General features: G+C 72.4%; 19 protein-coding genes. 8 read left to right on the forward strand and 11 right to left on the reverse strand.

What is annotated here, in order from left to right; genetic code table 11:
• Positions 1 to 23 precede the first annotated feature (23 nt).
• Both ABZY20_RS31635 and ABZY20_RS31640 read left to right on the forward strand, forming a co-directional pair.
• The gene (locus tag ABZY20_RS31635) at positions 24 to 1,031 is read left to right on the forward strand and encodes an MASE1 domain-containing protein (RefSeq protein ID WP_356446011.1); all 1,008 of its coding nucleotides are present in this window, start codon (positions 24 to 26) and stop codon (positions 1,029 to 1,031) included.
• 66 nt (positions 1,032 to 1,097) lie between these two features.
• The gene (locus tag ABZY20_RS31640; protein WP_356446013.1) at positions 1,098 to 1,595 is read left to right on the forward strand and encodes a molybdenum cofactor biosysynthesis protein; all 498 of its coding nucleotides are present in this window, start codon (positions 1,098 to 1,100) and stop codon (positions 1,593 to 1,595) included.
• 27 nt (positions 1,596 to 1,622) lie between these two features.
• Here ABZY20_RS31640 and ABZY20_RS31645 read toward each other — a convergent pair whose 3' ends face one another.
• From ABZY20_RS31645 to ABZY20_RS31655, 3 genes are all read right to left on the reverse strand, one after another.
• The gene (locus ABZY20_RS31645; protein ID WP_356446015.1) at positions 1,623 to 2,282 is read right to left on the reverse strand and encodes a YceI family protein; all 660 of its coding nucleotides are present in this window, start codon (positions 2,280 to 2,282) and stop codon (positions 1,623 to 1,625) included.
• A 163-nt stretch (positions 2,283 to 2,445) separates the two neighbouring features.
• Positions 2,446 to 3,282, reverse strand: a complete 837-nt coding sequence (locus ABZY20_RS31650; RefSeq protein ID WP_356446017.1) for a transferase — start codon at positions 3,280 to 3,282, stop codon at positions 2,446 to 2,448.
• 168 nt (positions 3,283 to 3,450) lie between these two features.
• Entirely contained in the window at positions 3,451 to 4,716 is a 1,266-nt protein-coding gene (locus ABZY20_RS31655) for a glycosyltransferase family 4 protein (protein ID WP_356446019.1), read from the reverse strand.
• Between the two features lie 218 nt (positions 4,717 to 4,934).
• Here ABZY20_RS31655 and ABZY20_RS31660 point away from each other — a divergent pair, with 218 nt between their 5' ends.
• Together ABZY20_RS31660 and ABZY20_RS31665 are read left to right on the forward strand one after the other, a co-directional pair.
• On the forward strand, positions 4,935 to 6,653 hold the full coding sequence (locus ABZY20_RS31660) for a VanW family protein (protein WP_356446021.1): 1,719 nt from the start codon (positions 4,935 to 4,937) through the stop codon (positions 6,651 to 6,653).
• A 125-nt stretch (positions 6,654 to 6,778) separates the two neighbouring features.
• On the forward strand, positions 6,779 to 8,170 hold the full coding sequence (locus ABZY20_RS31665; RefSeq protein WP_356446023.1) for a Tat pathway signal sequence domain protein: 1,392 nt from the start codon (positions 6,779 to 6,781) through the stop codon (positions 8,168 to 8,170).
• A 48-nt stretch (positions 8,171 to 8,218) separates the two neighbouring features.
• Here the strand turns inward: ABZY20_RS31665 and ABZY20_RS31670 are convergent, their stop codons facing one another.
• The 4 genes from ABZY20_RS31670 to ABZY20_RS31685 all read right to left on the reverse strand — a co-directional run bounded on the left by ABZY20_RS31670 (position 8,219) and on the right by ABZY20_RS31685 (position 12,947).
• Positions 8,219 to 8,959 (reverse strand): carbonic anhydrase, encoded by a 741-nt coding sequence (locus ABZY20_RS31670; protein WP_356446025.1) that lies wholly within the window; start codon positions 8,957 to 8,959, stop codon positions 8,219 to 8,221.
• Between the two features lie 178 nt (positions 8,960 to 9,137).
• Positions 9,138 to 11,363, reverse strand: a complete 2,226-nt coding sequence (katG, locus tag ABZY20_RS31675; RefSeq protein WP_356446027.1) for a catalase/peroxidase HPI — start codon at positions 11,361 to 11,363, stop codon at positions 9,138 to 9,140.
• A gap of 50 nt (positions 11,364 to 11,413) precedes the next feature.
• Complete coding sequence (locus ABZY20_RS31680) at positions 11,414 to 11,851, reverse strand: Fur family transcriptional regulator (protein ID WP_356446029.1); 438 nt, start codon at positions 11,849 to 11,851, stop codon at positions 11,414 to 11,416.
• A 220-nt stretch (positions 11,852 to 12,071) separates the two neighbouring features.
• Entirely contained in the window at positions 12,072 to 12,947 is an 876-nt protein-coding gene (locus ABZY20_RS31685) for a hypothetical protein (protein ID WP_356446031.1), read from the reverse strand.
• Positions 12,948 to 13,104: 157 nt separating this feature from the next.
• On the opposite strand from ABZY20_RS31685, the gene ABZY20_RS31690 reads away from it, so the two are divergent.
• Complete coding sequence (locus ABZY20_RS31690) at positions 13,105 to 14,550, forward strand: glyceraldehyde-3-phosphate dehydrogenase (protein WP_356446033.1); 1,446 nt, start codon at positions 13,105 to 13,107, stop codon at positions 14,548 to 14,550.
• Between the two features lie 72 nt (positions 14,551 to 14,622).
• Here the strand turns inward: ABZY20_RS31690 and ABZY20_RS31695 are convergent, their stop codons facing one another.
• Positions 14,623 to 14,796, reverse strand: a complete 174-nt coding sequence (locus tag ABZY20_RS31695; protein WP_356446035.1) for a CsbD family protein — start codon at positions 14,794 to 14,796, stop codon at positions 14,623 to 14,625.
• 215 nt (positions 14,797 to 15,011) lie between these two features.
• On the opposite strand from ABZY20_RS31695, the gene ABZY20_RS31700 reads away from it, so the two are divergent.
• Entirely contained in the window at positions 15,012 to 16,070 is a 1,059-nt protein-coding gene (locus ABZY20_RS31700; protein WP_356446037.1) for a methyltransferase domain-containing protein, read from the forward strand.
• 3 nt (positions 16,071 to 16,073) lie between these two features.
• Here ABZY20_RS31700 and ABZY20_RS31705 read toward each other — a convergent pair whose 3' ends face one another.
• Positions 16,074 to 17,762, reverse strand: a complete 1,689-nt coding sequence (locus tag ABZY20_RS31705) for a tetratricopeptide repeat protein (RefSeq protein WP_356446039.1) — start codon at positions 17,760 to 17,762, stop codon at positions 16,074 to 16,076.
• A 208-nt stretch (positions 17,763 to 17,970) separates the two neighbouring features.
• On the opposite strand from ABZY20_RS31705, the gene ABZY20_RS31710 reads away from it, so the two are divergent.
• On the forward strand, positions 17,971 to 19,179 hold the full coding sequence (locus tag ABZY20_RS31710) for an MFS transporter (RefSeq protein ID WP_356446040.1): 1,209 nt from the start codon (positions 17,971 to 17,973) through the stop codon (positions 19,177 to 19,179).
• A 62-nt stretch (positions 19,180 to 19,241) separates the two neighbouring features.
• Here ABZY20_RS31710 and ABZY20_RS31715 read toward each other — a convergent pair whose 3' ends face one another.
• Complete coding sequence (locus ABZY20_RS31715) at positions 19,242 to 19,733, reverse strand: hypothetical protein (protein WP_356446042.1); 492 nt, start codon at positions 19,731 to 19,733, stop codon at positions 19,242 to 19,244.
• A complete protein-coding gene (locus tag ABZY20_RS31720; RefSeq protein WP_356446044.1) occupies positions 19,730 to 22,120 on the reverse strand; it encodes a nitrate reductase in 2,391 nt (796 codons plus the stop codon). The genes ABZY20_RS31715 and ABZY20_RS31720 overlap by 4 nt, the downstream gene beginning before the upstream one ends.
• A 230-nt stretch (positions 22,121 to 22,350) precedes the next feature.
• On the opposite strand from ABZY20_RS31720, the gene ABZY20_RS31725 reads away from it, so the two are divergent.
• A complete protein-coding gene (locus ABZY20_RS31725) occupies positions 22,351 to 23,178 on the forward strand; it encodes an SAM-dependent methyltransferase (protein WP_356446046.1) in 828 nt (275 codons plus the stop codon).
• Positions 23,179 to 23,327: the final 149 nt, after the last annotated feature.

The following is a 23,327-nucleotide window of genomic DNA, read 5'->3' on the forward strand; positions in this document are numbered from 1 at the left end:
CGTCGCGGTGGGCCCGGTGTCTCATGGCTGCTGTGGTGGGTTGCCAGGATCTGCGTACGCCGGCCGTCCTCGTTCTGCGGACGCTGGCCGTCGCCGCCTGCTACTACGTCTCCGCGCAGTTGGGCCTGATGCGGGAACTGGTGGTCTCGGGCGCGGTCGTCACCCCCATCTGGCCCCCCACCGGCATCGCGGTCGCCTTCCTGCTGCTGTGCGGGCTGGGCTGCTGGCCGGGGATCGCGCTGGGCGCCCTCCTCGTCATCCTGTCGCTCACCTCGCTCAGCCCGTCGGCGCTGGGCGTCCTGGCCGGCAACACGGTGGCACCGGTCGCCGGGTACCTGCTGCTGCGCCGGGCCGGGTTCCGTACCGATCTCGCGCGCATGCGGGACGGTCTCGCCCTGGTGTTCCTGGGCGCGTTCACCGCCATGCTGATCAGCTCGGCCACGGGTGCCGGGCTGCTGCTCGTGACGGACCGGGTGGACGGGCCGGGCTTCTGGGCCGTGTGGCTCGCCTGGTGGGTGGGAGACGCGATGGGCGTGCTGATCGTCACGCCGGTCGTGCTCCTGCTGGCCCGCATCCGCCGCCCGCTGCCCCTGTCGCGCTGGAAGGAGGCCACGGGTCTCGCGGTCATCGCCTGCTGTCTCGTACCGCTGGCCGCGCGCAGTCCGGTCAGTGTGATGTTCCTCGTCTATCCCCTGCTGATCTGGGCGGCGCTGCGCTTCCAGCTGGCGGGCAGCATGGTGTGCGCCCTGTTCGCCTCGGTCCTGGCGACGGTGGCGGCGACCGACCGGGTGGGGCCGTTCGAGCGGCTGACCAGGGTGGAGGTGATGATCAAGCTGCAGGCCTTCAACGGCGCGATGGCACTCACGGCCCTGATCCTGTCGGCGGTGATCACCGAGCAGATCAACACCCGGCGCTCGGTGGAGCACGCGTGCCAGGAGCTGGTCGAGGTGCTGGAGCACCTGACGGCGGGTGAGTCCGCCGAGGCGCGGGCGCCCGCGCAGGAGGGCGAGGCCGGGCGGCGGCAGGGGTGAGCGCCTGCGGCCCGGCGTCACCTGGGTCCTCCCTCCCCGTCGGCACCGGGCCGTAGGGTGGCCGCCATGAGTGAGGTGGAGGTGCTGCAGCTGCTGGTCTCGCCCGCGCACCGCCTGGCCGGGCGGCCTGCCGACGGGCCCGCCGCCGGCCCGTCCGACGAGCGCGTGGCCCGGGTGGAGGTCCGCAGCGGTCTGGGGCTGGTCGGCGACCGCTACTGCGCCCGGCCCGCCCACCGGAACGCGGCGGTCACGATGATGGCCGTCGAGGGCCTCCCGGCGGGCGCGGACCTGCGGCACACCCGCCGCAACATCCTGCTCCGCCGCGTCGACATCGACGCCTGCGTGGGGGCGACCGTCTCCCTCGACTCCGGCACCGGGCCCGTGCTGTTCTCGGTGAACCGCCCCGCCCGCCCCTGCGCCTGGATGGACGTCACCGTCGGCCCCGGCGCGCAGCGGGCCCTGCGCGGCCGGGGCGGGGTGCGGTGCACGCCGCTCAGCGACGGGGTGATCACGCCGGGCCCGGCGACGTTCCGGATCGTCGCCGGGGCCGCCACCGCGCCGTAGAGGGGTGCTCCGGAAGGCCCGGGGCCGTCAGCCGGCCGAGGGCGGGGTGCGGATCGCGGCGATGTCGAGCTGCAGCCGCACCTTCTCGCTCACCATCGCCCCGCCCTCGGCGAGCCTGCTGTTGTACGTCAGGCCCCAGTCCGAGCGGTTGATGGTGGTGGTGCCGTCGAAGCCGACCCGGTCGTAGCCGAAGGGGTCGGTGACGTAACCGATGTACGTCATGTCCAGAACGACCGGACGGGACACGCCTTTGATGGTCAATTCCCCCGACATACGAAACAGGTCGGCGTCCACGTGTTCCACCGCGGTGCTGGCGAACCGCATACGCGGATAGGTGGCGGCGTCCAGGAAGTCACGCCCCACCAGATGGGCGTCGCGCTGTTCCACCCCGGTGTCGACGCTGGAGGTGAACAGAGTGATGTCGGCCCGTGACCGTCTGGGGTCCTGGGCATCGAAGTAGAGCCGGCTTTCGTACTCCAGGAAACAACCGCGCACGGTCGTCACCATCGCGTGCCGGACGGAGAAGCCGATCCTGCTGTGCGCGGGGTCGACCACCCATTCACCGGTGAGATGTGCCAGGTGGGGGTCCGCCGGCATGGCTGTGGGGGAAGCCGGCGCGCCGGGGTGCTGTGGGGGGACGGACGGCGCCTGTCGGCGGGGCGACACGACGCGGTTGAACAGGTTCATGATTCATCTAGGTACTTCAGTTTGGTTTTTGCCGCAAGTCCCCTTCCGATTTGGGGGTGTTGCGGGCGGGACTCCGGCTTGTAATCACCGTCGCTTTACACAGAACCCACACATCGCATTCGCGGCGCGCCACCGGAATACCCGTCCGCGACTCCGTCGCTTTTCATTTCGGGCATGTCGGGGAATCGGCCTGTGCCTCCTCGATCGCGAGGTCGTTGTCGACGGTGTAGTAGGGGCGCAGGGTGGATCCGTCCGCGGTGAGCGCCGGGAGGACGTGGACGTGCTTGCGGTCCGCCACGTCGTCGAGCAGTCGGCCGATCCGCACCGGTGCCGCGCCCGCTGCGGGCCGGACGAAGGCGTCCCAGACCCGGCCCGCTCCCCCGCCCGCACCCGCCAGGTCGCCGGGGCCCGCGGTGAACGTGAAGCCCTTGTGATCGTCGTCGATCACGGGGCGGAGCTCCCGGGCGGTGTCGGTGCCCCGCAGGCGCAGCCGTACGGTGGCGTCCTCGCGCAGCTCCGCGCCGTGCAGGCGGGCGATGACGGTCAGCGCGCGGTCCGTGAGGACGACGGCGTGGGTCTCGGCGTGGGCGGGGCGCAGCCAGGCCCGCAGTGCCAGGAAGCCGTCCTGGGTGACGTACGGGATCCGTACGGCGACCGGTGAGGGCCGGTCGGCGAGGTGCCCGTCGACGAGGAGCCGCAGGTCCCGCAGGCCGGGGCGCAGCCGCTGCCGCTCCGCTTCGGGTTCCGGGAGGAGGTACAGGTCCCAGCGGCCCTCGGCGAGGGCCGGGAGCGGTTCCAGCGCGCCGGTCAGGCGGCCGTCCGCGGGGTCCGGTTCCAGGTCGAGGAGGCGTACGGTCCGCTCGGGCTCGCCCTTCTTGGGGCGCAGCCGCAGGAGCAGCCGGGCCCCGGCGGCCGGGCCGTGCGGAAGGCGGAAGGTGATCCGGCCCTCGGCGTCGACGGCGCAGTGGGTGCGCGGGGCGGTGTCCTGGTGTGTGCTCATCGTCAGCTCAGCCCTTCCGGCTCGGCCTGCGGGGATCCCTCGGGTGTGCGCGGGGGCCTCTGCCGGGGCTCCGACGCCCGGGTACGCGCGGTCGGCCGCGGGCCGTCTCCGGGGTGCCGATCGGCACCTCCACAGCCGCTTCCTCCACAGCCACTCCCCCCGGCCCGCTCATCGGCGGCCCCCTCGTATCGCGCGCAGCGCCCCGGCGGCAGCGGCGTGGGCCGCGTCGCGGGCGGCGTGGCGGCGGCCGGACAGGGCGCCGTGCGCGCCACGGCCCTGCGCGGCGGCCCGTCCGCCCGCCGCCCTGGCCGCGAGGGCGTCGTCGAGGATGCGCTCGGCCTGGGCGACGACCGGGCCGGGGGCGAAGCGGCGGGCGTTCTCCAGGGCGGCGCGGCCCATACGGCGGCGGCGTTCGTCGTCGGCGACCAGCTCCAGCAGGGCCGAGGCGAGGGCGTCGCGGTCTCCGGCCGGGACCAGCCGGCCGTCCGTGCCGTCCTGGATGATCTCGCCGGGGCCGTAGGGGCAGTCCGTGCTGACGACGGGCAGCCCGCAGCGCATCGCCTCGACGATGGTCATGCCGAACGGCTCGAAGTCGGAGGTGGCCGCGCCGATGGAGGCCTTGACCCACTCCGCCTCCATGGGGGTGGCGGCCCCCATCAGGAACACGTTGTTCCACAGACCGAGCCGTTCGACGAGCTGCCGCAGCCGGGGCTGCTCCTCGCCCTTGCCGTAGATGCGCAGCTGCCAGTCGGGGTGCGCGGCGGCGACCCGGGCGAACGCCTCGACGAGCAGGTCGTAGCGCTTGACCGGCACCAGGCGCCCGGCGGCGATGACGATCTTGGCGGTGCCGTCCGCCGGGGGCAGTGCGGGGTCCGGGACGCTGTTGGGCAGGGCCTCGACGTGGACGCCGGGCAGCCACATCTTGCGCCGGTAGGCGGCTGCGTCCGCCTCGGTGACCGTGGTGATCACGTCGAGTCGGCGGTAGGCGCGGCGCAGCGCGGTGCGCAGGCGCGGGGAGTGGTTGTCGAGGGTGAGGTGCTCCTGCCCGACGCGCAGGACGTGGTCGGGGGCCTGGCGGGCGATGTGCACGTTGAGGCCCGGGCGGGTGCCGATGACGACGTCGGCGTCGAGCCCTTTGAGGTGTTCGCCGATGCGCTCGTCGGTCAGGCGGCTGTACTGGTGGTGGCGGTACTCGGCGGGCGGGAACACCCTCGCGGGTCTGTGGTGGAGCGGATGATCCGCCTCCTTGCGCAGATCCACCAGCGCGCGCAGCCGCACCCGGGGGTCCGGGGTGAGGAGGGGGTGCTCGCGGTGCCGTAAGGCGGAGACGACCTCCACGTCGTGCCGCTCGGCCAGGGCGGCGGCCAGGTTGAACGTGGTGGTGATCGTGCCTCCGATTCCGTAGGCGTTGTGGATCAGGAAAGAGATCTTCATGGTGGCCTAGACCGTGTCAACGACCGGACAGTTGTTCGTCGTTACCACTCTGTGGCCGGGTGCGGCCAGAGGGCGGGGCCGGGCCTTTTCGGAATGATCTCGGACATAAGTGGTCTGGGCCATACCGTTTCACCGCCCGGATGTGCGTAGCTTGAGGTGTTTGCCCGCAGCAGCGTCGCGTCACCGGGTGCACCCTCGTACCGATCTTCAGGAGACTCATGCGCCCCCGAATAACCTCCGTCCCCCGTGTCACCTCCCTCCCGCCCTTCGCCCTGGCCGGCGGGGCGCTGGCCGTGGGGGTGGGCGGGTTGTACCTCGCCGGGCTGCTGGTCACGGGCGGGGAGATCGACGCCGGGACGACGGTGCGCGGGGTCGAGATCGGGGGCCTGAGCCGCGCGGAGGCGGTGCGGAAGCTGGAGCGGCAGCTGGGCGCCGCCGGGGCGCGGGACCTGCCCGTACGCGTCGGCGACCGCACGGGCACGGTGGATCCCCGCAGCGCCGGGCTCTCCTACGACGTCGGGGAGACCGTCGACCGGGCGGTGCGCACCGGCAGCGACCCCGTCAGCGTCTTCCGCGGGTTCTTCCGCGAGGGCGGCGAGATCGAGCCCGTCGTGCGCGTCGACGAGGACAGGGCCCGGGCCGCCCTCGGGCAGCTGGCGAAGGGGCTCGACCAGAAGGTCAGGGAGGGTGCCGTCGCCTTCCGGGACGGCCGGGTCGAGGAGACCGTGCCGCGTACCGGCTACGCGCTGGACGTGGAGGCGGCCCTCGCTCCCCTGCGCGCGTCGTTCCTGCGCGGTGACTCCTCCGCGGTGACGGCCCTGCCCGCCCGCGAGACCCGGCCGGAGGTCACGGCCGAGGAGGTGCGCCGGGCGGTGCGCGAGTTCGCGCGGCCGGCCGTGTCGGCGCCCGTCACGCTCACCGCGGCCGGCAAGCGCTTCTCGGTGGCCCCGGACGTGCTGGGCGACCACCTGGCCCTGCGGGCGGACGACGACGGGAGGCTCGAGCCGGAGCTCGACGCGAAGGCGCTGCGCGACGATCCGGCGCTGGCCGGGCCCCTGAACGAGGTCACCACCACCGCCGCGAACGCCAGGCTCCGGCCGGACGGCGACAAGGCCGTCGTCGCCCAGGACGCCACGATCGGCCGGGAGGTCACCGACAAGGCGCTCGGCAAGGCCGTACTGCCGCTGCTGACCCGGTCGGGCGACGCCCGCGCCGGCGAGGTGGAGGTGCGCCGGATCCAGCCCGAGGTGACCCGCGAGAACGCCGCGGAGCTGGGGCTGACGGAGACGATGTCGTCCTTCACGGTCGAGTTCGAACCGGCCGAGTACCGCACGAAGAACATCGGCCGTGCCGTGGAGCTCATCGACGGCTCCGTGGTGAAGCCCGGTGAGACGTGGAGCTTCAACCGGACCGTCGGGGAGCGCACCGAGGCCAACGGCTTCACCGAGGGCATCATCATCCTCGACGACAAGTACACCAAGGCGTCCGGCGGCGGCGTCTCCTCCGTCGCGACGACCGTGTACAACGCGCTGTTCTTCGCCGGGGTCAAGCCCGTCGAGCACGGCGCGCACTCCTTCTACATCGAGCGCTACCCGGAGGGCCGGGAGGCCACGGTCGCCTGGGGCAGCCTCGATCTGCGGTTCACCAACGACTCGGGCAAGGCCATCTACATCCAGGCCGAGTCCACGGACACGTCCGTGACGGTCTCCTTCCTCGGCACCCGCAAGTACGACGAGATCACGTCCGTCACGGGGCCGCGCACCAACGTGAAGGAGCCGGAGAAGAGGGTGAGCGACGACAAGGAGTGCGTGCCGCAGACTCCCCTCGAAGGGTTCGACGTCACCGTGGAGCGCGTGTTCCACGACGACGGCCGGGAAGTGCGGCGTGAGCCGTTCCGCACGCACTACACGCCGCGCGACGAGATCGTCTGCGAGTGATCCACCCGCCGTCCGCCCTGCTCCGCCCCTCTTCCCGGAACTCCTTCCGGCCAAGTCGTTGACCCTCCCCCGGCGCGCCCGCACAATGAGCGCGCATCGTTGAGAGCGCTCTCAAGGGGAGATCCATGACTGGCAGACAAGGCCCGGCGCTGAGCCGGCGTACGCTCATCGGAGCCGGACTCGGTGCCGCGGGAACGGCCGCGGTGGGCTCCGGGCAGGCATGGGCGGCCGGTCCGACCGGGTCCCGGCCGCGATCGGCCCCGGCTCGGGGGCGCGCCTTCCTCGCCGCCGCCATGGACGCCTACCCGGGCCAGGACGGCCTCCGCCTGACCCAGAGCTACACGGACCAGGCCGGCCTGTTCAGCACCGCCTTCACCTACGACAACGCCCTCGCGATCCTGGCCCACCTGGCGGCCCGCACGGCGGACGGCCTGAAGCGCGCGAAGACGCTCGGCGACGCCCTGCTGTACGCCCAGTCGCACGACCCGGCGTACGACGACGGCAGGCTCCGGCAGGCCTACAACGTCGGGCCGTACACCTTCTACGACGGCTCCCCGCAGCCCGACGGCTTCGTCCGGCCGGACGGAACGGTCAACGTCGGAACGCAGTTCGGCTTCACCGGCACGGCGGTGGGCGACATGGCCTGGGCGGGCATCGCGCTGAGCGCCCTCGCGCGCCGCACCGGGGCGCGGCGCTATCTCTCGGGCGCGGTGCGCATCGGTGAGTGGATCGAGCGGACCGGCCGTACGGGCGAGCCGCTGGGCGGCTACAAGTTCGGGGTGGACGGGGCGGACCGGAAGCTGCCGTTCACCTCCACCGAGCACAACACGGACCTGATCTGCCTGTTCGGGCGGCTCGCCCGGCTCACGGGTGACCGGGTGTGGCGTGAACGGCGGGAGCGGGCCGAGGCGTTCGTGCGGAGCATGTGGGAGCCGTCCGGCGGCTTCTTCTACACCGGCACGAACGACGGCGTGACCGTGAACCGGTCGCCGATCCCGGAGGACACCCAGACCTGGACGTATCTCGCGTTCGGCGACCGGACGCGCGGCTGTGCGCGTGCGCTGGACTGGGCGGCGGCCGAACTGGCCGTCCAGGACCACTCCGGCCGCCCCAACAGCACGGTGCCCGCGGGTCAGTCGTACGAGGGTGTCACCTTCAGTTCGGCGAGCCTCCTCGCGAATGAGGACGCGCCGATCGCGGCGGGCCAGCCCAAGCCGGACCGCAACGCGGTGTGGTTCGAGGGGACGGCCCATCTCGCGCTCGCGCTGCGCACACGCGGGGCGCGCGGCGACGAGGCCCGCGCCCTGCGGCTGCTCGCGTCCACCGAGCAGGCGCAGGACCTGCTGGGCGGCGGTCAGACCGTCGGCGGGACGGCGCTGCCCGAGCGCAGTGGCGTGGTGTCCGCGAGCAGCCCGCTGGACACCGGATTCGGCTTCGGCTACTACCCGTACCGGCACACGGGCGCGACCGCCTGGTACCTGATGGCGGCGGCGCGCTACAACCCGCTGAAGGCCTGACGGGGCGGCCCGGTCCGCCCCAGGGTGCTGCGGCGGACCGGGCGGTGCTCATGCGACGCGGTGGACGGCCTGGGTGGTCAGTTCGTAGCGGGCGCCGACGATGGCCAGCCGGCCGGCCGCGACACGCGCGGCGAGTTCGGGCTCCGCGGCCAGCCGGGAGCGCACCAGCCGGACGTGGGCGCTCACGGTCGCGTCGACGCGGGCGTCCCCCTCCTCGCGGTGGTCTATGGCCGGGCTTATCTGGTCGACCAGGTACTGCATATGAGCGGGCAGCCGGTCACCGGACTGCTCCGCCTCCACGGCGGCGCGGACCGCGCCGCACGACTGGTGGCCGAGGACGACGACCAGCGGGACGGCGAGTTCCAGCACACCGTAGGCGACGCTGCCGAGGACGGCCTCGTCGAGGACCTCACCGGCGGTGCGGACCGTCATCAGGTCGCCCAGGCCCTGGTCGAAGACCAGTTCCGGGGGCACGCGCGAGTCGATGCAGCCGAGGACGACCGCGAAGGGGTGCTGGCCGGTGGCCAGCGTCCGCCGTATCACGGGGTCCTCGTGCGGGTGGCGTTCCCGGTAGGCGCGCCAGCGGCGGTTGCCCGCGGCCAGTTCCCTCAGCGCCTCGTCCGGGGTGGCGGGCCGCCGGGGTGTGTGCCGGGCGGGCGCGGCGGTGGTCGCGGGCGCGGCAGCGAGGCCCGCGCCGAGGGCCGCGGCCCCGGTCAGCGCGGTGCGCAGGACGGTGCGGCGGACGGGGCCGCCGGTGGCGTCTCTGGGAGGAGCGGAGTCTGTGGTCACGGCCCGAACGTATGCCCGGATCCGGGCCGGGCCGCGGCCGTCCCCGCGTTCCTTGCCGTTTCATGGGGTGAGTTGGGTGAGTGATGTTCTTGCCTTGAAGGGTTTTTGACACTCCCTCAGCGCGAACGCGGGACGCCCCGGGCCGGCGGGCCCGGGGCGTCCTGTCAGACGGGGGTGATCAGACCAGGTCGAACCGGTCCAGGTTCATGACCTTGACCCACGCCGCGACGAAGTCCTTGACGAACTTCTCCTTGGCGTCGTCGCTCGCGTAGACCTCGGCGAGGGCCCGCAGCTCGGAGTTCGAGCCGAAGACCAGGTCGGCGCGGGAGCCGGCCCACTTGACCTCGCCGGTGGCGGCGTCGCGGCCCTCGAACGTGGTCTGGTCCTCGGACGTCGACTTCCACGTGATGCCCAGGTCGAGCAGGTTGACGAAGAAGTCGTTGGTCAGCGAGCCGGGCGTCTTGGTGAGGGCGCCGAGCTGGGACTGCTGGTAGTTGGCGCCCAGCACGCGCAGGCCGCCGACCAGGACGGTCATCTCGGGGGCGCTCAGGTTGAGCAGGTTCGCGCGGTCGAGCAGCAGGAACTCGGCGGGCAGGCGGTTGCCCTTGCCGAGGTAGTTGCGGAACCCGTCGGCGGTCGGCTCAAGCGCCTCGAACGACTCGGCGTCGGTGTGCTCCTCGGTCGCGTCCACGCGGCCCGCGGCGAAGGGCACCTCCACCTGGAAGCCGGCCTCCTTGGCGGCCTTCTCGACGGCGGCGGAGCCACCGAGGACGATCAGGTCGGCCAGGGACACCTTCTTGGCACCGGCGCCGGAGTTGAACTCCTGCTGGATGCCCTCCAGGACGCGCAGGACCTGGGCCAGCTCGTCGGGCTCGTTGACCTCCCAGCCGCGCTGCGGCTCCAGGCGGATGCGGGCACCGTTGGCGCCGCCGCGCTTGTCGCTGCCGCGGAAGGTGGAGGCCGAGGCCCAGGCGGTGGACACCAGCTGCGAGACGGACAGACCGGACTCGAGGAGCTTGGCCTTGAGGGTCTTGACGTCCTCGGCGTCGATGAGCTCGCCCTCGCGCTCCGGCAGCGGGTCCTGCCAGATGAGGGTCTCCTCCGGGACCTCGGGGCCGAGGTACAGGGACTTCGGGCCCATGTCACGGTGGGTCAGCTTGAACCAGGCGCGGGCGAAGGCGTCCGCGAACTCCTGCGGGTTCTCGTAGAACCGGCGGGAGATGGGCTCGTAGATCGGGTCGAAGCGCAGCGCCAGGTCGGTGGTGAGCATCTTCGGGCGGTGCTTCTTCGACGCGTCGTGCGCGTCCGGCACGATCTCCGGGGCGTCCTTGGCGACCCACTGGTGGGCGCCGGCCGGGCTCTGCTCGAGCTCGTACTCGAACTCGAAGAGGTTCTTGAAGAAGCCGTTGCTCCACTGGGTCGGCGTGGCGGTCCAGGTGACCTCCAGGCCGGAGGTGATGGCGTCGCCGCCCTTGCCGGTGCCGTAGGTGCTCTTCCAGCCCAGGCCCATCTCCTCCATGGAGGCGGCCTCGGGGTCGGCGCCGACGTGGTCGGCGGGGCCGGCGCCGTGGGTCTTGCCGAAGGTGTGGCCACCGGCGATCAGGGCGACGGTCTCCTCGTCGTTCATCGCCATGCGGCGGAACGTCTCACGGATGTCGCGGGCCGCGGCGATCGGGTCCGGGTTGCCGTTCGGGCCCTCGGGGTTGACGTAGATGAGGCCCATCTGGACGGCGGCGAGGGGGTTCTCCAGCTCGCGGTCGCCGGAGTAGCGCCGGTCGTCGAGCCAGGTGGTCTCGGGACCCCAGTAGACGTCCTCGTCGGGCTCCCAGACGTCCGCGCGGCCGCCGGCGAAGCCGAAGGTCTCGAAGCCCATCTGCTCCAGGGCGACGTTGCCGGTGAGGATCATGAGGTCGGCCCAGGAGATGGACTGGCCGTACTTCTTCTTGACCGGCCACAGCAGGCGGCGGGCCTTGTCGAGGTTGCCGTTGTCGGGCCAGCTGTTGAGCGGGGCGAAGCGCTGCTGGCCGGCGCCGGCGCCGCCGCGGCCGTCGCTGATGCGGTAGGTGCCCGCGCTGTGCCAGGCCATGCGGACCATCAGGGGGCCGTAGTTGCCGAAGTCGGCGGGCCACCAGTCCTGCGAGGTGGTCAGCACCTCGGCGATGTCGCGCTTCACGGCCGCGAGGTCGAGGTTCTGGAACGCCTCGGCGTAGTCGAACTCGCCGCCGAGCGGGTTGGAGACCTCGGGGTTCTTCGCGAGGATCTTCAGGTTGAGGCGCTCCGGCCACCACTGACGGTTGCCGCCACCCTGGGTCGGGTGCAGGGCCCGGTCGTGCGCGACCGGGCAGCCGCCGCCCGTCTCCTCCTGCTTCGCATCGGTGACGATCGCGTCGTGGTTCTCGGTCATGGAAATCCTTCCGGACGGGGTGGATCGCGGTGCTCGGGTGGATCACGTGCTCAGGAACTGCGGGCGGTGGAACAGCCGGGGCACAGGCCCCAGTAGATGACCTCGGCCTCGTCGACGGCGAAGCCGCGGTCGTCGGACGCGGTCAGGCAGGGGGCGTGGCCGACCGCGCAGTCGACGTCGGCGACGGCTCCGCACGACCGGCACACGAGGTGGTGGTGGTTGTCGCCGACCCGCCCCTCGTAGAGGGCCGGGCTGCCGGGTGGTTCGAGGCGGCGTATGAGTCCCGCCGCGGTGAGGGCGTGGAGCCCTTCGTAGACGGCTTGGACGGAGATGTGGCCCACGCGGACGCGCACCTCGGAGGCGATCGCCTCGGCGCCGAGGTGGTCGCCGTCCCGCACGGTCTCCAGCAGCGCTACACGAGCGGCCGTCACCCGCAGGCCGGCACCGCGCAGCTCCTCGGCGGTGGTCGGGGTCCCGGATGCGGTCATGGCGACAACCTAGCCGCATAACACGAACGGTTCAAGAAAACGAACGGTTCAATTTTGGTGTCGTGCCGGTGAGGGCCGGGAAATCCGCTCCCGCGCCGGGTTGTGACCTCCCTCACAGCAGCCATCATGACGGCCGTGGGCTCCGGTCACGGCCGTGACGTGGCGGAATACCCGGACGGAGCGCGCTCCCCGGACGAGCGGCCGTGCGGGCCGCGGTCCGTCAGGGCTCCGCCCGGGCGAGGCGTTCGAGCCGGGCCGCGGCGGTCGCCGCCCGGCGGCTCGCCTCACGGACCCGGCGGTCACCGGCCCGCGCCTGCTCCCGGGCCGTGCGCTCGGCGAAACGGGCCTGCTGGTGTTCGGCCCTGACCCGCTCCAGCTCACCGGCCAGCTCACCGACGCGCCGCTCAAGGCGCTCGACCTGCACCTTCGCCTCACCCGCCGCCCGCTCGGCGGCGGACGCCTCGTCCCGCAGGGTGCGCAGCTCCCGCTCGGCGGCCTCGGCGTCCTGCCGGGCCTCGGCCAGGCGCCGCCGGTGCTGCTCGCCGGCCTTCCCCGCGGGCCGGGCGGGGGCAGGCCCGGAGGGCGGTGACGTGCGGCGGCGGGCCGTGGCGCCCTCGGCGGCGGCCGGGAAGCCGACGGCCGCGTCGAGCGGCTTGGCCAGCCGCCCGGTCGCCCAGGCCTCGGCGGCCTCGGGGTCGGCGAGCACGGCGTGCAGGGTGTTCTCGACCTCGCGCCGCACGCTCTCGCCGACCGGATGGCCGGCCTCCGCCGCGAGCCGCCCGGCCTGCAGGGACAGGGCACGGACGAGTGCGGTGCGGTGACGGCTCAGCTCCCGCAACTGTGCGCCGTCCAGGTCCCGGTGGGCCCGGCGCAGTTCCTCCCCCAGCCGGAGCAGGGGCCCGACCTCCCCGGGCCGGCTGCGGACCAGGAGGTTGCTGACCCAGGCCGCGAGGCTGGGCTTGCGCAGCGCGCCGATCCGCGAGGCGAGGTCCCGGTCGCCCGCGGTACGGGCGGCGGCGGCGGCCGACGCCCGGGCGGAGGTGAACTCCTCCGGCCGCAGGGCGTACAGCTCGTCGGCCACGGCGTCGTAGTCCATGCGCGTCCCTCCCGCGCGGCAGCTCCGTTTCCGATCGTCTCAGGCCGTGCCGCCGGGGGCGCGCGGACGCCGTCCGGACGCCGTCGGGGCACCCCGTTCATGAGCGGGACATCGACGGTTTAACATATGAGCGCCGCCTAGCTCGAAAGATGGACTCGTGACTGTCAACGACGACTCGTTCACCAACTGGAAGAACCGCGAGGAGATCGCGGAGTCGATGATCCCGATCATCGGGAAGCTGCACCGGGAGCGGGACGTGACCGTCCTGCTGCACAGCCGCTCCCTGGTGAACAAGTCGGTGGTCAGCATCCTGAAGACCCACCGGTTCGCCCGGCAGATCGCCGGCGCGGAGCTCTCGGTCACCGAGACGCTGCCGTTCCTGCGGACGCTCGCCGAGCTGGACCTCGGTCCGTCCCAGATCGACATCGGCATGCTCGCCGCGACGTACCGCGAGGACGACCGGGGCCTGTCGGTCGCCGAGTTCACCGCCGAGGCCGTCGCCGGCGCCACGGGCGCCAACAAGATCGAGCGGCGCGAGGGACGCGACGTCGTCCTGTACGGGTTCGGCCGCATCGGCCGGCTCGTGGCCCGTCTGCTCATCGAGAAGGCCGGCTCGGGCAACGGCCTGCGGCTGCGCGCCATCGTCGTGCGCGGCGGAGGCGAGCAGGACATCGTCAAGCGCGCCTCGCTGCTGCGCCGGGACTCCATCCACGGCCAGTTCCAGGGCACGATCACCGTCGACGAGGCGACCAGCACGATCGTCGCCAACGGCAACGCCATCAAGGTGATCTACGCGAACGACCCGTCCGAGGTCGACTACACGGCGTACGGCATCAAGGACGCCATCCTCATCGACAACACCGGCAAGTGGCGCGACCGCGAGGGCCTGTCGAAGCACCTGCGCCCCGGCATCGACAAGGTCGTGCTGACCGCGCCCGGCAAGGGCGACGTCCCGAACATCGTGCACGGCGTCAACCACGACACCATCAAGCCGGACGAGCAGATCCTGTCCTGCGCGTCCTGCACCACGAACGCGATCGTGCCGCCGCTGAAGGCGATGGACGACGAGTTCGGCGTGCAGCGCGGCCACGTGGAGACCGTCCACTCGTTCACCAACGACCAGAACCTGCTGGACAATTACCACAAGTCCGAGCGCCGGGGCCGTTCCGCGCCGCTCAACATGGTCATCACCGAGACCGGTGCCGCCTCCGCCGTCGCCAAGGCGCTGCCCGACCTCAAGGCGAAGATCACGGGCAGCTCGATCCGGGTGCCGGTGCCGGACGTCTCCATCGCGATCCTCAACCTGCAGCTCTCCCGGGAGACCGACCGCCAGGAGGTCCTGGACTACCTGCGCGAGGTCTCCCTCACCTCCCCGCTGAAGCGCCAGATCGACTTCATCAGCGCGCCCGACGCGGTCTCCAGCGACTTCATCGGCTCGCGCCACGCGTCGATCGTCGACGCCGGCGCCCTCAAGGTGGAGGGCGACAACGCGATCCTCTACCTGTGGTACGACAACGAGTTCGGCTACTCCTGCCAGGTCATCCGTGTGGTGCAGCACGTGTCCGGCGTCGAGTATCCGACGTACCCGGCTCCGGCGGTCTGATTCCGGCGGGCCCAAGAAGAAGAGCGCGGGGCATGCGGGCCCCGCGCTCTTCTCTCGTTCGGGTCGACGGCCTCAGTGCTTGAAGACGTCCTTCGTCTTCTCCTTGGCCTGCCGGGCGTCACCCTTGGACTGCTGGGCACGGCCCTCGGCCGTCAAGCGCTCGTTGCCGACCGCACGGCCCACGGTCTCCTTGGCCTTGCCCTTGGCCTGCTCTGCCTTCGCCTTGGCCTTCTGCTCTTCAGCCACGGTCAGCTCACTCCAAGTCCTGTCCGGCTCCTGGTCCCCGTTCGGGTGACCTCGAAAACCGCTTCTCAAACCCGGCGTGCCGATTACACTCCCGCCCATGACGTACTTCTTCCACCTCCGCTAGGCACCGTCGGCGAAGCGAGGATCCCCCGTCGCCGACGACGCGGGGCGGCGGAGCGCTGCCCCGAGTGCCGACGTGGAAGAAGAACACCACCATGCACACGCCCCTCGTGGCGCGCTGCCTCCGCGGCCTGGAGGCCGTGGTCGCCGCCGAGGTTCTGGGGTCCGGGCTCGGCGCCGTGACCGACCTGCGGCATCGCGAAGTCCATTTCCGCACCCACCACCCCGTCCGTCCGCTGCGCACCGCCGACGACGTGTTCCTGCTCGCCGCCCGGTGCCCCGACACCGGACCCGCCCGGCAGGACCTGCACCGGCTCGGCGAGCTCGTCCGGCTCACCGACACCGACCGCCTGCTGTCCCTGAGGCACGGGGAGTCGGCACCCGCCGGGGTCGAGGTCTCGGCGTCCTTCCTCGGCCGGCGTGCCTTCACCCGGTACGACGCCGAGGACGTCGTGGGCGAGGCCCTGGCGCGGCGGCTCGGCGTGCCCTACCACTCCCGGCGTGAGGGTGCCGCTCCCCCGCCGGGCTGCGACGGCTGGCGGCTCACGCTGGACGGCACGCGGGCCACGCTCCTGCTGCGCGTCGACGACCGGCCGCTGCACCGGCGCGCCTACAAGCGGCGCACCGTCCCGGGCACCCTCCACCCGCCGCTCGCCGCGGCCATGGCGGCGCTGGCCGGCATCCGCCCGGGGCAGACCGTCCTGGACCCGTGCTGCGGCGCCGGCACCCTGCTGATCGAGGCGGCGCTGACCCGGCCCGACGCACGCTTCAACGGCTTCGACCTCTCGGCGGAGGCGGTCGCCGCGGCCCGCGCCAACGCCGGTGAGCTGCCCGTGACGGTCCGCCGCGGCGACGCCGGACGCCTCCCGCTGCCGGACGGCGCCGTGGACCGCGTGCTGTGCAATCCGCCGTGGGGCACCCAGGTCCACGCCGGGGGCCTGCTCGCCGGGGCGCCGGACCGCTGGTGGACGGAGCTGCGCCGTGTCCTGTCCCGCGACGGCACCGCCGTGCTGCTGCTGCCCGGGCGCGAGGACCTGGCCGCGGCTCTGCGGCACGGGTTCATCCCCGTGCACACGCAGCGGCTCCGCCTGTCCGGGGCACAGCCGTTCCTGGTGCGGCTGGCTTCGGCGGACGGGGGCCGGAGTCGTCGCTGACGGTCAGTGGCAGCGGCCGTCGGCCACGGCCGCCGGGGCCCCGGACGCGGTCTCCATGCGGCAGAAGCAGGACGACTCGATCGGCACGTCGGCCAGCGCGGTCGCCAGCCTGAGCTGGTGCGCCACGAGGGCCGCCTCGCCGGTCTTGCCCGTGCGCAGCAGGCACTCGTGGAAGCCGTGCAGCGCCCAGACGTTGTTGGGGTGCTGCAAGGGGCGGGGCAGGGTGTCGTCGAGGCCGAGGTCCGCCCGGTAGACCGCCTCCGCCTCGGCCACCCGGCCCTGTTCCAGCAGCAGCGCGCCGTACGCGTGGCGGGTGGGCTGCATCCAGCCCCAGGGCTCGTCGTAGGGGAGGTTGTCGTTCAGCTCGATGGAGCGCTCCAGGGCGGCGAAGGCGAGGTCGTGGTTGCCCCGGCGGTACTCGAGCTCACCGTCGAGCATGGCGGAGGCGACGGCGAGGATGTCGCGGCAGGTGTTGTTGAACAGCATCCGCGTCTCGGGCACCCGGCTCACCGCCTCGCGGAACAGGGTGCGCTCGGCCACCGCCCGGTCGACCTCGCCGGTGGCCGAGAGGGCGACGCCGCGGGCGTAGTGCCGCATGGCGGTGGTCACCGCGTACAGCTCGGGGTCGGCGGGGGCCGGCAGGGCGAGGATGTCGGCCCAGCGGCCGAAGCGGATCAGTACGTGGACCCGCATGGCCAGGAAGCCCTCCAGCCAGTCGGCCATCGGAGGGGACTCGACCCGCAGCAGTTTCTCGGGGACGGCGGCCTCCAGCCGGGCGGCGGCGTCGAGCGCGACCTGGCACTGGCCGAGGAACATGGCCCCGTAGATCTTGAAGTGGTGGTTGTGCGCCCGGTAGAGGGTGTAGAAGTGCATCGCGCCGGCCCGCCGGAGGTACTTCTCGTCGGCGGCGATGGCGTGGCTGTTGGCGGCGACGACCTGGCGGTAGTCGCCGCACAGGACGTCCAGGTGCGAGGGCATGTGGAGCAGGTGCCCGGCGTCGGGTACGAGGCCGCGCAGGCGGTCGGCGACAGTGAGGGCCTGCTCGGGCGCCGGGGACATCTCCATCAGGTGGATGTACATGTGCAGGACGCCGGGATGGCGGTCCCCGGCCTCGGTGGCGAGGGCGGCCTCCAGGACCGCCCGGGCCTCGGTCGTCCGGGCTCCCTCGGCGGGTTGCCCGGTCGCCAGGTCCCACAGCTGCCAGGGCGTGAGGTTCATGAGGGCGTCGGCGTAGAGGGCGGCGATGTCCGCGTCACCGGGGGCCAGTTCGTAAACCGCGCGCATGGCGTCCGCGTAGGGCTCGTTCCACACCGAGCAGTCCTCGACGGCCTCGGACTGGGGGTAGCGGGCGCGCAGGGCGCCGATGAGGGCCTGTTCGACCGGGGTGGCGTCGGTGGCCTTTTCGTGGGCCCGTTCCACGGCGGTGTGCGTGCGTTCGACGGTCCGCGCCAGTTCCTCGCCGTCGAAGAATTCCCAGGGCTTGTTGTAGTTCGGGCCGAGCGCATAGGCGATCCCCCAATACGCCATCGCGCATTCGGGGTCCGCCTCGACGGCCTTTTCGAAGCAGGCGACCGCCTCCTCGTGGTGGAAGGCGTAGGTCCAGATCAGGCCGCGGTCGAACCAGAGTTGGGCTGCGGCGGAGGAGGTGGTGACGTGACGGCTGTGGGTGCCGAGGTCGTAATAGTCGCCCATGGGATGCTCCTGGGAAAACGGCCGGGGCCGTGAGAATAGCGGCTGCCGACGCTCACTCGACTTCCGATGAATTCTCGTATTTCCACACTAGCGACTCCTCGCATACCTGGATGTCGTTGAGGCACGAGTCCCGGGGTCACGAGTCCCGGCGTCTCGAACAGGGAGGGGACAACGGGTTCGGTGAGGTTCCGAAGGGCAGGCTAGGTCCATGGCAGTGCCCTCAGGCACGCGCGATCAGGGGGCGATGATGACACTCTCCGCGGGCAGCCGGATCGGGCTGGCCGGAGCGGCAGTGGTCGGGGTCGCCTTCGGCATGGCCCGGTACGCCTACGGACTGACGCTGCCTGACATCAGGGAGGACCTGGGGCTCTCCGAGCTGGTCCTCGGCCCGATCTCCAGCGCGACGTTCGCGGGCTACCTGGCCGGGCTGCTGCTCGCGGGGTGGCTCGCAGCTCGCCGGGGCGCTCGCGCTCCGACGACCGTGGGCGGGGCCTGCGGCGCCCTGGGTGCGGTGCTCGTGACCTTCGCACAACCACCATGGCTGCTCGCCGTCGGCACCGTCCTGGCCGGTAGCGCGGGCGGCTGGGTCTGGGCCTCCTACTCGGACGTCGTGACCCGTTCGGTGCCCCGGCAGCAGCGGCCGAGAGCGTTGGCGATCATCACGACCGGCACCAGCGGCGGGCTCGTGTTGCTGGGCGGCCTGGCCGTCCTCGCCGCGGTGGGCTCCTGGCGCCTGGTCTGGGCCGGGATCGCCCTGGCCGCTGTGGCCGCCGCGGTCGTGAACCTCCTCCTGGTGCCGCGAACCACACCGGCCGCGCGCCCGGGCGGACGGACCGGTGCCGCGTCGCCGGCCAAGGCACTGTGGGTTCCGGCCGCCTACTCCATCGTCTACTTCGCAGCCGTTGTCATCTACTTCACCTACGCCGTGGATCTCCTCGACCACGGCACCCTTCCGGGGGCAGCCGTTCCGGTGCTCTACGCGGCCATCGGCTTCAGCGGCATGGTGGCCGTGGCGACCGGGGCCCTGGCACGGCGGTGGGGCAGCATGCGGGTCGCCACGCTGTGCCTGGTGACGGTCGGCGCGGCGCTGGTGCTCCTCGGGCTCGCCGACGCCTCCCTGATCGCGACGACGGCGTCCGCGTGCGTCTTCGGCGTGGGATACATGACCGGATCGGCGGTGCTCGCGGTCTGGACCGCCGAACTGGTTCCCGATCGTCCCGGCGCGGCGTTCACGGGCTGCCTGGTGGTGGGAGCCATCAGCTCGGTCGCCGCACCGGCCCTCGCGGGTGCCGTGATTCCCGGTCTCGGGCTGGAGACGTTGCTCCTTCTCACCGCTGCCGTGTCATGGCTCGGCGGCGTCGGGCTGCTGCTGCACGGGCGGTCGCGAGGGCCTGCCGGTGTCGGCACCGGACCGTGAGACGAGAACCCGCGCCGTCGCCTGGGGGAGGGACCCGCCGCGCGCCGCACTGACGGGCCCGGTCAGACGCTGCTCAGCAGCTGCGGCGACAGGACCTTGATCATGGTGTTGGTCCAGCGCATCTGCCGCAGCGTCTGCGGATGGCAGGCGCCGGTCAGCGCCAGGAGCCGCTGGTCGCGGGTGGCCTGCGCCGTCTGCGCGAGCATCTCCCAGTACAGGGAGTTCCGGGCGGCGGCCAGGTGCAGGTCGCGCAGGTCGTGCAGCAGGAGCAGGGCGGTCGCGGGGCGGCGGCCGAGCGCCTCGGAGGCCTTCTCGCGGAGCGCGGCCAGCGCGCCGGGCGAGGGGTCCTCGCGCGGCCCGGACAGGTCCAGGCCGTGCTCCCGGCCGGTGTCCGCGAGGCGGGCCGCGTGCTCGCGGGACCAGCGGGCGACGTCGAGGGCGACGTGGTGGAACTCGTGGTCGGTGCGGTGCCGCGCGGCGGCCGCCAGCAGGTCCTGCTCCAGGTCCCGTTCGCCGTCGTGCAGGAGGCGCAGGGTGGTGCCGATGCCGCTCATGAGCCGTTCTCCGCCGTCTCGGTCCGGATGCCGGTGCCGCCGGCCCGGCGGCTGACCAGGGTCACGCGTGCCGCGCCGGTCTTGAACAGCGGCTGCTTGGAGACCGGGTCCCAGTCGGTCACGGTGGTCTCGTTGGCCGCGCGGCCGGGGCCGTCGTCGGGCGGGCGGTGACCGGCGGGAGTGTCCCAGTAGCCGTAGTGGAAGGGCAGGAACACCATGCCGTCGCGGATCGCGGTGGTGCGCAGCCGGGCCCGCACCGCCCCGCGCGGGGTGGTGACCTGCACCAGGTCGCCGTCCGCGAGCCCCTGGGCGGAGGCCTCCGCGGGTGAGATCTCCGCCCAGACGTCCGGTGCGGCGGCGTTCAGCTCGGGGGCGCGGGCGGTCTTGGTGCGGGTGTGGAAGTGGTAGACCGTGCGGCCGGTGATCAGCTGGAGCGGGAAGGCCTCCGAGGTGTCCTCGTGGGGCGGCAGGTACTCCGCCGCCTTGATGACGGCCCGGCCGTCCGGGTTGAGGGAGCGGTACTCGACGGGCTCCACGCTCGCCCCGGTGACCATGTCCCGGCCGTAGCTCTCGCAGACGTCGGGGTGCGCGAAGGAGATGCCGTCGGTGTAGAGGCGGGCGGTGCCGTCGGGGGCCTCGTCGGTGCAGGGCCACTGGATGCCGCTGCCGCCGCGCAGCCGTTCGTGGCTCAGGCCCGTGTAGTCGCAGGGGCGTCCGGCGCTGCAGCGCTGCCACGCCGCGAACGCCGACTCCGGGTCGTGCCAGCCGATCAGCGGCCCGCCGTCCTTGTCACGGAAGTCCATGCGGGCGGCGAAGTCGAGCAGGATGTCCAGGTCGGGTCGGGCCTCGCCGGGCGGTTCCACGGCCTTCTCCGACAGGTGCACGGTGCGGTCGGCGTTGGTCAGCGTGCCGGTCTTCTCGCCCCAGGTCGCCGCGGGCAGCACCACGTCGGCGAGCTGCGCGGTCTCGGTGAGGAACAGGTCCTGCGCGACCACGAACAGCCGCTCCTGGGCGAGGATCGCTCGGATCCGGGACAGCTCGGGCAGGGACACGGCCGGGTTGGTGCCGGTGATCCACAGCATCCGGATCGAGCCCTGCTCGGCGAACCGGAACATATGCATCGCGTGGGTGGGCGGGCCGTAGTGCGGGATCCTCTCCGGCTCCACGTTCCACACGGCGGCCAGGTCGGCCACGTGCCGGTCGTTCTGCCAGTTGCGGAAGCCCGGCAGGTCGCCGTCGGCCCCGCACTCGCGGGTGTTCTGGGCGCTGGGCTGGCCGTTCATCTGCAGCAGTCCGCAGCCGGGGCGGCCCAGCATGCCGCGCAGGAGGTGCAGGTTGTTGACCTGGACGGCGGCCGCGGTGGCCTGGTGGGACTGGTAGACGCCCTGGAGGACCGTGGACAGCAGCCGCCGGGCGCCGCCGAGGAGATCCGCGGCCCGCTCGATCTGCGCGGCCGGCACGTCACAGATGTCCGCCGCCCACGTGGGGGTGCAGTCCTCGACGCGGGCCGCGAGCTCCTCGAAGCCGACGGTGTGCGCCTCGACGTAGGTCCGGTCGACGCGGTCCGTGCGGATGATCTCGTGCAGCAGGGCGTTGAGCAGCGCGACGTTGGTGCCCGCGCGGGGGGCCAGGTGGACGTCGGCGCGGCGGGCCACCTCGGTGTAGCGCGGGTCGACGCAGACGAGCCGCGGCGGGTCGGCGCCGTCCAGGCGGTCCAGCAGCCGCATCCACAGCACCGTCTGTGTTTCGGCCATGTTGTGACCGAAGAGGGCGATGGTGTCGGCGTGGTCGATGTCCTCGTAGCTGCCGGGCTGGCCGTCGCTGCCGAAGGTCTCCTTCAGTGCCTCGGCGGCCGTCGCGGTGCACAGGCGGGTGTTGCCGTCCAGGTGGTTGGTGCCGATGCCGGCATGGGCGACGACGGCGAGGGTGTAGTACTCCTCGAGGAACAGCTGTCCGGTGGTGTAGAAGCCGATCGAGCCGGGGCCGCGCTCGTCGAGCAGGCTCCTGGTCCGGGCCGTGATCCGGTCCATGGCGGTGTCCCAGTCGCACTCCACCAGCCGCCCGTTGTCCCGGATCAGGGGGCGGGTGAGCCGGTCCGGGGAGGCGTTGGCCTGCCAGCCGTAGAGGTCCTTGGGCCCGAGGCGTCCGCGGTTGACCCGGTCGGCTGCGCGGCCCCGTACCCCCACGATGCCGCCCTCGCGCACCGCGATGTCCATGGCGTCGCCGTTGGAGTGCAGCAGGGAGGCGGCCTGCACCCACCGCTCCACGTTCTGCTCGGTGACGCCCTCGCGCAGGTGCGTGTCCGTGCGGACCGGCCAGGGCGCTCCTCGGGCATAAGGGGTCCGGGTGCCCCAAGGGTTCGCGATGCGGTCGGACGAGGTGTCCACCGGCCCACCTCCCACTGAACGGATTCGCCCCCGTGGGTACCCACGGGGGAACGGGTGACTCAGAGTACACAAAGCGGGCCAAATCGGATCGGCGGCGATATCGGGGCCGGTCATCTTGTCGTTTGATCGTGGGCTCCTTAGCCAGTTGGCTGGCACGGCCCAACTCCCGCTCCCTAGGATGTACTTCCTGTCCGGCCAGTCCGTTGGCACGGCACCTTGCAGGGGGAACGATGCACTCCGAGAAGCAGCTGTCCACCGAGATCGACGCGACCGTGCCGACGGCAGCACGCATGTACGACTATTACCTGGGCGGCAAGGACAACTACGCGGCCGACCGCGCCGCCACCGAGGAACTCGACAAGGTCGTGCCCAGCACGCGCCGCCTCGCTCTGAACAACCGCCGCTTCCTCCAGCGGGTCGTGCGGACCCTCTCCGAGGAGTACGGCATCCGCCAGTACCTCGACCACGGCTCAGGCCTGCCCACGCAGGAGAACGTCCACCAGGTCGCGCAGCGCGTCGACCCCACGACCCACGTGGTGTACGTCGACAACGACCCGATGGTGCTGGTCCACGGCCGTGCCCTGCTGGAGCAGGACGAGCGCACGGCCGTCATACACGCGGACATGCGCGACACCGACCTGATCTTCGGCCACGCCGACACCAAGCGGCTGATCGACTTCTCCGAGCCGGTGTGCGTGCTGTTCAACTCGGTGTTCCACTGCATCCCGGACAGCGACACCGACGGACCGCTCGCGGTGGCCCGCCGTGTCCGTGAACGGCTCGCGCCCGGCAGCTTCATGGTGATGTGCCAGCTGGTGAGCGAGGACGCCGAAGTACGCGCGTCCGTCACCGACTTCATGGACAAGGCGACCCAGGGCCACTGGGGACGCGTGCGCGAACCGAAGGACGTCGAGACGTACTTCGAGGGTCTGGAGATCCTCGAACCGGGCCTGGTGGAGGTGTCCACCTGGCGCCCGGACACGGACGTGGCGCCGCGTCAGCTCACCCACGAGTGGATCGAGTTCGGCGGCGTCGGGCGCATCCCCCTGGAGAAGTGACCGGCGTACCGCCGGGGACGTGACGAGGCTGCGGCGCGCGGGAGGCCTCCCGCGCGCCGCAGCCGTATGTCCCGGGGTGCGCGGCTCCAGCGTCGTCCCCCGCGGGCCGCGCGAGTAGGGGGGCCGGGGGGCCACGTCCCCCCGCCGGG

Origin of the sequence: Streptomyces sp. NPDC006624 (assembly GCF_040611555.1) — a bacterium.
Taxonomy (GTDB): Bacteria; Actinomycetota; Actinomycetes; order Streptomycetales; family Streptomycetaceae; genus Streptomyces.